Below are 7701 nucleotides of genomic sequence, written 5' to 3'. Positions count from 1 at the left end.
GATGAGTGCGGCGTCGCGCGAGGCCAGCATGCCCCCGCCGGAGGTGGTGAGGATCTTGTTGCCGTTGAAGGAAAAGATGCTGGCGGCCAGCCCCGGCCAAGCCCCGGCGTGGCGGGAGCCTTCGTCCTGGCCGTAGCGCGCGCCCATGCTCTCCGCGCTGTCGGCCACCACGGGCACGCCGAAGGGCGCGCACACCTCCAGCAGGCGGGCGTAGTCCGCGCACTGGCCGTAGATGTCCGTGGGAATCACCGCCGCCACGCGGCGGCCCTGTGTGGCGTAATGCTCCAGCGCCTCGCGCAGGAGCGCTGGGTCCATGTTCCAGCTGCCGGGCTCGCTGTCCACAAAGGCCAGCTCGGCCCCCAGAAAGCGCGCCGGGCTTACGGAGCCGATGAAGGTGAGGCTTGCGGCCAGCACCACGTCGCCCGGCTTCACCCCCAGGCAGTGCAAGGCCAGATGCATGGCCGCCGTGCCGCTGGAAACCGCCAGGCAGTGCGGCAGGCCCGTGTACTCGGCGAAGGCCGCCTCGAAGGCGTCCACCTGCGGCCCCAGGGGCGCGATGTAGTTGCTGGCAAAGGCCTCGGCCAGGCGCGCCTGCTCGCTGCCGCCCATGTGCGGCGGCGAAAGGAAGAGGCGTGGCCGGACGGCGGGCTGCATGGCTAGAGCGGCTTTGCGGGCACGCCGCCCACTGTGGCGCGTTCCGGCACGTCCTGGGTCACTGCGGCCCCGGCCCCCACGGTGCTCCACGCGCCGATGGAGACGCACTGCACCGCGCAGGCCCCGATGCCCACGAAGGCGCCCTCGCCCACGTTCACGCGGCCCGCCAGATGCACGCCCGGCGCCACGTGGCTGTGCGCGCCCAGCACGCAGTGGTGGTCGATGCTGGCTCCGGTGTTCAGGATGGAGTTCTCGCCGATGCGCGCGCCGGGGTTGGCAATGGAACCCGCGGCCAGGGCCGCGCCCGGACCGACGATCACGTCCGGGGCCAGGATGGCCGAGGGGTGGATGGCCGTGGCGAAGCGCTTGCGGGCCTGCACCAGCTCCGCGTAGACGCGGGCGCGGGCGGCGTTGTCGCCGATGCCCAGGATCACGCAATCGTGCGGGGTGGAGGCGAGATCAGAAAGCCTGCCCAGCACCGGCAGGCCCAGGATGCGCGTGCCCGTGAGCTTGGGATCGTCGTCGAGGAAGCCCACAAGCTCCATTTCGCGGCCCTTGGTCCACATCTGGAACAGGATGTCCGCCACCACTTGGCCGTGTCCGTTGGCTCCCAGCACAACTATCTTCATCGTTGCCTCCGGCGGTGCGCCGCCGTGCTGTTTTTGCGTGTTGCTACCGCTTTGCAGATTCTCGCGTCAATGCCGGGTCCTGCTGCCATGCTCAGGGGCGTTGCCCCTGGACCCGGCGGGTGGGGCAGTCCGATGCGCCGCCATCTGCCCCCTTGCCGTTTCCGCCGGGAAAAGTCCGGCGGCGCGAGGGGGGGGCGGTTTTCTTCTACTCCGCGCCCAGCACGCGGTGCACGGCGGTGATGACGTCGGCCACGTCCTGGTCCTCCAGCCGGGCGGAAATGGGCAGGCTGACGATTTGCCGGCCGATGCGCGCGGCTTCGGGGAACTGTTCCGGCTTCCAGCCCAGGCGCTGCTGGTAGTAGGGATGCTCCGGCAGCGAAAGGTAGTGCACGCCCACGCCAATGCCCTGCTTCGTCATGGCCATGAGGAAGTCGTCGCGTTCAATGCCGCTCGTTTCCTTGTCCACCAGCACGGTGAACAGGTGCCGGGCGTGCAGGGTGTTCGGCTCCTGGGGCGCGGGCAGGCCCAGGCGCTTGCCTTCCGGCAGGGCGGAGAAGGTCTCCATGTAGCGGGTCCACACGGCCTCGCGCCGGGCGTGGTAGGTGTCCACCCGCGGCAGCTGGTGCAGGCCCAGCGCGGCTTGCAGGTCCATCATGTTGTACTTGAACCCGGCCTCGACCACCGCGTAATGTTTGTAGCCCTCGTCACCGAAGCGGTTCCAGGCGTCGGCGCTCATGCCGTGCAGGCCCAGCACCTTGATGCGCGCCAGGTCCTCCGGCTTTTGGGCGATGACCATGCCGCCCTCGCCGGTGATGATGTTCTTGGTGACGTAGAAGCTGAAGCAGCCGAAGTGGCCCATGGTGCCCGCGTGGCGGCCCTTGTACAGGGTCTCGATGGCGTGGGCGCAGTCCTCGATGACCGCGAGGCCGTGCTCTTCGGCGATGGCCAGGAGCGCGTCCATGTCGCAGGGGCGGCCGGCGAAGTGCACGGGCAGGATGGCGCGGGTGCGCGGCGTGATCTTCTCGCGCACCTTTTCGGGGTCGATGTTCAGGGTGGTCGGGTTGATGTCGGCCAGAACCGGGGTGCCGCCCGCGTGCAGGATGGCGTTTACCGTGGCGCAGAAGGTCAGGGGCGTGGTGATGACCTCGTCGCCGGGCCCCAGGTTCAGGGCCACCATGGCCAGGTGCAGGGCGGCTGTGCAGGAGTGCAGGGCCACGGCGGAGGGCACGCCCTTGTAAGCGGCGAAGTCGCGCTCGAACTGCGCGGTGCGCGGCCCGGTGCCGATCCAGCGGCTCTTCAGGCAGGCCACCACTTCGTCTATTTCAGCCTGCTCCAGCGCGGGGGAGCCGAAGACGAGGAAATTTTCTTTGCTGCGGACAGGGGGACGCTCGGACATCGTGCTTCCTTGTTGGTGTCGTGGGCCGCGCGAGGGGGTTCTCCACCCGCGCCGCGTGTGCTTGAAACCTAGCAGATGCGGCGCTGATGTTCAATCGCGCGGAGGCTCTGCCTGACCGGGGGGGCTCTGGCCTGGGCCGCTGCCCCTGAACTCGTCCATGGTGGCCTGCCCCGGCGCGCTGACGCCCCGGCGGGACAGCACCGCCCAGACCGTGCGGCCCAGAATGCGCAGGTCGAGCCACAGGCTGCGGTTGTCCACGTACCAGACGTCGAGAGCGAAGCGCTCCTCCCAGGAAAGGGCGTTGCGGCCGTTCACCTGGGCCCAGCCGGTGATGCCCGGCAGTGCCTCGTGCCTGCGGGACTGTTCCGGGCTGTAGCGCGGCAGGTACTGCATGAGCAGCGGACGCGGGCCCACCAGGCTCATGTGGCCCGCAAGGACGTTCAGAAGCTCCGGCAGCTCGTCGAGGGACGTGGAACGCAGGAAGCGGCCAAAGGGCGTCAGGCGTTCGGCGTCCGTGCCCGTGCCGTCCCGCATGGTGCGGAACTTCAGGATGGCGAAGGGCTTGCCGTGCAGACCGGGGCGCAGCTGCCGGAACAGCACGCCCGGCCCCAGGTTCACCCGCACGAGGAGCGCGGTGGCGAGCATGACGGGAGCAAGGAGCAGCAGGCCCGGCAGCACAAGGGCCAGGTCGAGGAGCCGCTTGGCGGTCATTTTGCGTGGGCCTGCGTGGCGGGTGCCTGAGTGGCGTGGGCGGAATTTTCCGGCAGGGGCAGGGCGGCCAGCATGTCCGCGGTCACGCGGCGCACGTCGAAGCGTTCCTCGGCCAGCTTGCGCGCGGCCGCGCCCTGCTGGGCGATGAGCTCCGGGGCCAGCACGTAGCGCTCCATGGCGCGCATGAGTTCGCCGGGCTCGAACGGCGGCGCCAGGAAGCCGGTGACTCCGTCCTCCACCGTCTGGCGGCAGCCGGGCACGTCGGTGGTGATGACGGCCCGGGCCATGGCCATGGCCTCAAGCGATGAGCGCGGCGTGCCTTCCCGATAGCTCGGCAGCACGAAGACGCTGGTCTGGGCCAGCACCGGGCGGATGTCGTCCACGGGCTCCAGCAGCTCCACCACGCGGTCCTCGCGCCAACGGCGCAGCATGTCCGGGTCAACGGCGTCGGGCACGGTGTCGGCCGGGCCGATGAGCCGGCACACCACCTGCGGGTGCCTGCGCTTGAGCATGCGGCAGGCCTCCACAAAGACCCCCACGCCCTTGGCCCACAGCAGCCGGGCCACGCAGGTGAACACCGGCGCGCCGGTTTCAGGGTGCGCGACAACCGGGGGCGCGGGCGAAAAATGCTCCAGGTCCACGCCGCTGCCGCCCACCACGGCCGTGCGCGTGCCGGGCGAAAGGATGCCCAGGCGCTGGAACAGGTCGCGGTCGTCCGGGTTCTGGAAGATGACGGCGCGGTTGTTTTCAAGCGCCTTGGTGTACATGCGCGTCACCAGTTCAGTCAGGCAGCGGCGCGAGATGGTCTGCGGCTGGCCGGGAAAGGCGTCGGCCAGGCCGCCGAAGCCATAGCCCAGGCCGGTGACGAGGGAGGCCACGCGGGGCGTTTTGGCCCAGCGCGCCGCCAGGGAGCCGTAGATCACGGGCTTGATGGTGTAGGGCAGCACAAGGTCGGGCTTGAGAGCCAGGAGATGGTTGCGCAGGGCCTGCACGGTGCGCAGGTCGCGCACGGGGTTCATGCCGCCGCGGTCCAGGGGATAGCGCAGGAGCTGCACGCCCAGGCGGCTCAAGGAGGCCTGGGTGTCCATGCCGCCGCCTGGCTCCGGCGGGGCCAGGGCGATGACCGCGTGCCCGCGCTCCAGCAGGGCGGAAAGGAGCGGCCCCCGGAAATTCACCAGGGACGGGGCGTGACCGGCGACGACGACGATGCGCATGCGTACCTTCTACCCGGAAATTCCCGCGCTTTCCAGCCAGGATTGGAACATGAGCACGGGCCACAGGCGGTACTGGCGGTTGAAGCGGCCGGACTGGTGCTCGGCCCAGGCCTGCGCCACGGGCGCGGGCTCGAAGTAGCCCTCGCAGGCCAGACGCTCCGGGTCCAGCAGGGCCTCGGCCCAGCCTTTCAGGGGGCCGCGCAGCCAGGCGTCGATGGGCACGCCGAAGCCCATCTTGGGCCGTTCCCACAGGGCGTTTGGAACATAGCGGGACAAGAGCCCGCGCAGGGCCCATTTGCCCCGGCCGTCGCGCACGCGCATCTGCGGCGGCAGGCTCCAGGCGAACTCGGCCACGCGGTGGTCCAGGTAGGGCGCGCGCGGCTCCAGGCCTACGCTCATGCAGGCGCGGTCCACCTTGGTCAGGATGTCCTCCGGCAGGTACCACAGGCTGTCCAGGAACTGCATCCAGGCCGTGCCGCCCTCCGGGCACAGGGCGGGCGCGGGCCAGCCGCCGGGGTGGCGCAGAATCCAGGAGGCTTCGGCCGCGCCGGGCACCACCAGGCCGGGGTCGGCCCAGGCGGAGACAAGGGCCGAATAGAAGGCCGGGGCCACGCGCACGGGCAGGGCCTGGGCCAGCTTGTGCAGCTTCTCGCCCGGCAGGCGCTGGCGCGCGCCGGAAGGCAGGAGCGGGTTCAGCAGGTTGAACACGCGGTCCCAGGCGCGGGGTGAAAGGCTCTGCATCAGTCCCGCGGCCGCCCCGCGCAGCCCCGGCGAAACGCCGGACAGCTGCGTCCACAGGGCCGCGCCCTGCACATGGCGGTTGTAGCCCGCGAAAAGTTCATCGCCGCCGTCGCCCGTCAGGCACACGGTGACATGCTCCTTCGTCAGCCCCGCCACCAGCCGCGCGGGCAGAAGCGAGGCGTCGGCAAAGGGTTCGCCCGCCACCTTGGACAGGCGCGTGGCCTGGGCCAGGGCGTCCTCGGGCTTGAAGACCAGGGTGGTGTGCCGTGTGCCCAGGTGGTGGGCCACGGCCTCTGCCTGGCGCGACTCGTCGTAGCCCGTGCCGTCGCCGTCGGCATAGCCGATGGTGAAGGTGCGCACGGCCTCGCCGCCCAGGCTGGCGGCGGCTTCGGCCATCAGCGCCGTGATGAGCGAGGAGTCGATGCCGCCGGACAATAGCGCGCCCACGGGCACGTCGGCCAGCATCTGGCCGCGCACGCTTTGCCGCAGCAGGGAGAGCAGGCGCTCCAGGGCCTCTTCGTCCGTGCCCGCGAAGGGCAGGGCCAGGCCGGTTTCGGCCACGGCCTTGAGGGACCAGTACGGCTTGGAGGCTGGCAGAGCGGCGGACGCCGGATCGCCTGCGGTCAGGTCTGCCGCGCCGAGGGTCAGCAGGTGCCCGGCGGGCAGCTTGCGCACGCCGGAAAGGATGGAATGCGGCGCGGGCACGCAGGACAGGCGCAGGAAAAGAGCCAGCGCGCTCTTGTCCACGCCGGGGCAGAAGTCCGGCGCGGCGGTGAGGCCCGGCAGTTCCGAGGCGAACAACAGCCGCCCGCGCGAACGCGCATAGGTCAGCGGCTTCTCGCCCAGGCGGTCGCGCCCCAGGGTCAGGGTCTTGTCGCGGCGGTCCCACAGGGCCAGGGCGAACATGCCCGTCGCCCGTTTGAGCGCCTCCTGGGGTCCCCATAGGGCCAGAGCCTCAAGGAATATCTCCGTGTCGCTGTGGCCGCGCCAGGCAAGGGCCGGGCGGCCGGAATAGGCGCGCGCCGCGTCCACCTGTTGGCGCAGGTCCGCGTGGTTGTATATCTCGCCGTTCAGGCACAGGGCGAAGCGGCCGCAGTGGCTCAGCATGGGCTGGGCCCCGGCGTCGCTCAGGTCCAGCACCGCCAGGCGCCGGTGCCCCAGCGCCGCGCCGCCGTCGGGGTCGGCCCACGCGCCGCGCCCGTCAGGGCCGCGATGGGCCTGGGCGTCGGCCATGCGCCCGGCGATCTCCGCCAGTTCCTGCGGGGTCTTTGCCCCGGTGAAATCGAGAATTCCCGCTATGCCGCACATGTTGCGCTTTCTAACAGGGAGCGCGCACGGTGGCAATGCTGCGGGCGGCGGAGAGCGGCAGGAAAGAGGAGCGTCTTTACAAGCCTTTGCCCCGCACGTAGAGAGGTGGTTCGCCTGATTTTAGCCCGCGTTTCCCGGCGCCGCCCTTGAAGCGCGCCTTGGGGCATGCGGCCCAATACCCCGGAGGTCCACGCCAAATGATCACTGCCTGGCTTCTCTACATCGCCACCGGAGCCTTCGCCGGAGTCCTGGCCGGACTGCTCGGCGTGGGCGGCGGGCTCGTCATCGTGCCCATGCTCAACTTCGTGTTCCACATCATCGAGCTGCCCGGAGATTACATCCAGCACCTGGCGCTCGGCACCTCGCTGGCCAGCATCATGTTCACCAGCGTGTCCTCCCTGCGCGCGCACCACCAGCGCGGGGCCGTGGTCTGGGCAATCGTCAAGGCCATCACCCCGGGCATCTTGATCGGCACCTTCCTGGGCTCCAAGGTCGCCGCGCACCTGTCCTCGCAGTTCCTGTCCGCCTTCTTCGTGGTCTTCCTCTACTACGTGGCCGCGCAGATGCTCCTGAACATCAAGCCCAAGGCCACGCGCCAGGTGCCCGGCACCGCGGGCATGTTCGCCGCGGGCAGCGTCATCGGCGGCGTGTCGAGCCTCGTGGGCATCGGCGGCGGCACCCTTTCCGTGCCCTTCATGACCTGGTGCAACGTGGCTCTGCATACCTGCATCGGCACCAGCGCGGCCATAGGCTTCCCCATCGCCGTGGCCGGAACCGCCGGGTACATCGTCAACGGCCTTTCCGCGCCCCTGCCCGGGCTCGACGCCGGGTACCTGGGCTTCATCTATCTGCCCGCCCTGGTGGGCGTGGCCGCAGCCAGCATCCTCACTGCGCCCCTTGGGGCCAAGCTCGCCCACAGCCTGCCCGTGGGCAAGCTGAAGAAGATCTTCGCCTGCCTGCTTGTCATCATGGGCACCAAGATGCTCTGGCCGCTCATCGCGCCGTATTTCGGGTAGAGTAGAGCGCAGGGGGCGCTGCCCCCTGCACC

The 7701-nt window shown here is 70.2% G+C and carries 7 protein-coding genes; 1 reads left to right on the top strand and 6 read right to left on the bottom strand.

Annotated features, from left to right (window positions below; genetic code table 11):
* The 6 genes from VN419_RS13575 to asnB all read right to left on the bottom strand — a co-directional run.
* Window positions 1-654: DegT/DnrJ/EryC1/StrS family aminotransferase (locus tag VN419_RS13575; protein ID WP_325647753.1), on the bottom strand; the 654-nt coding region annotated here is incomplete at its 3' end.
* 2 nt (window positions 655-656) lie between these two features.
* A complete protein-coding gene (locus VN419_RS13570; protein ID WP_325647752.1) occupies window positions 657-1283 on the bottom strand; it encodes an acetyltransferase in 627 nt (208 codons plus the stop codon).
* 205 nt (window positions 1284-1488) lie between these two features.
* Window positions 1489-2679, bottom strand: a complete 1191-nt coding sequence (locus VN419_RS13565; protein ID WP_325647751.1) for a DegT/DnrJ/EryC1/StrS family aminotransferase — start codon at window positions 2677-2679, stop codon at window positions 1489-1491.
* A gap of 90 nt (window positions 2680-2769) precedes the next feature.
* Complete coding sequence (locus VN419_RS13560; RefSeq protein WP_325647750.1) at window positions 2770-3390, bottom strand: sugar transferase; 621 nt, start codon at window positions 3388-3390, stop codon at window positions 2770-2772.
* Window positions 3387-4604: a glycosyltransferase family 4 protein gene (locus tag VN419_RS13555; protein WP_325647749.1), complete on the bottom strand. Its 1218-nt coding sequence runs from the start codon at window positions 4602-4604 to the stop codon at window positions 3387-3389. The genes VN419_RS13560 and VN419_RS13555 overlap by 4 nt, the downstream gene beginning before the upstream one ends.
* A gap of 9 nt (window positions 4605-4613) precedes the next feature.
* Complete coding sequence (gene asnB / locus VN419_RS13550; RefSeq protein WP_325647748.1) at window positions 4614-6653, bottom strand: asparagine synthase (glutamine-hydrolyzing); 2040 nt, start codon at window positions 6651-6653, stop codon at window positions 4614-4616.
* Window positions 6654-6850: 197 nt separating this feature from the next.
* Here asnB and VN419_RS13545 point away from each other — a divergent pair, with 197 nt between their 5' ends.
* Window positions 6851-7669: a sulfite exporter TauE/SafE family protein gene (locus tag VN419_RS13545; RefSeq protein WP_325647747.1), complete on the top strand. Its 819-nt coding sequence runs from the start codon at window positions 6851-6853 to the stop codon at window positions 7667-7669.
* The last annotated feature ends 32 nt before the right edge of the window (window positions 7670-7701 follow it).

It is taken from the genome of Humidesulfovibrio sp. (assembly GCF_035560995.1).
In the GTDB taxonomy this organism is placed as follows: Bacteria; Desulfobacterota; Desulfovibrionia; order Desulfovibrionales; family Desulfovibrionaceae; genus Humidesulfovibrio.
The sequence above is the reverse complement of the archived record's forward strand: the minus strand, read 5'-3'. Positions and strand labels throughout refer to the sequence as shown.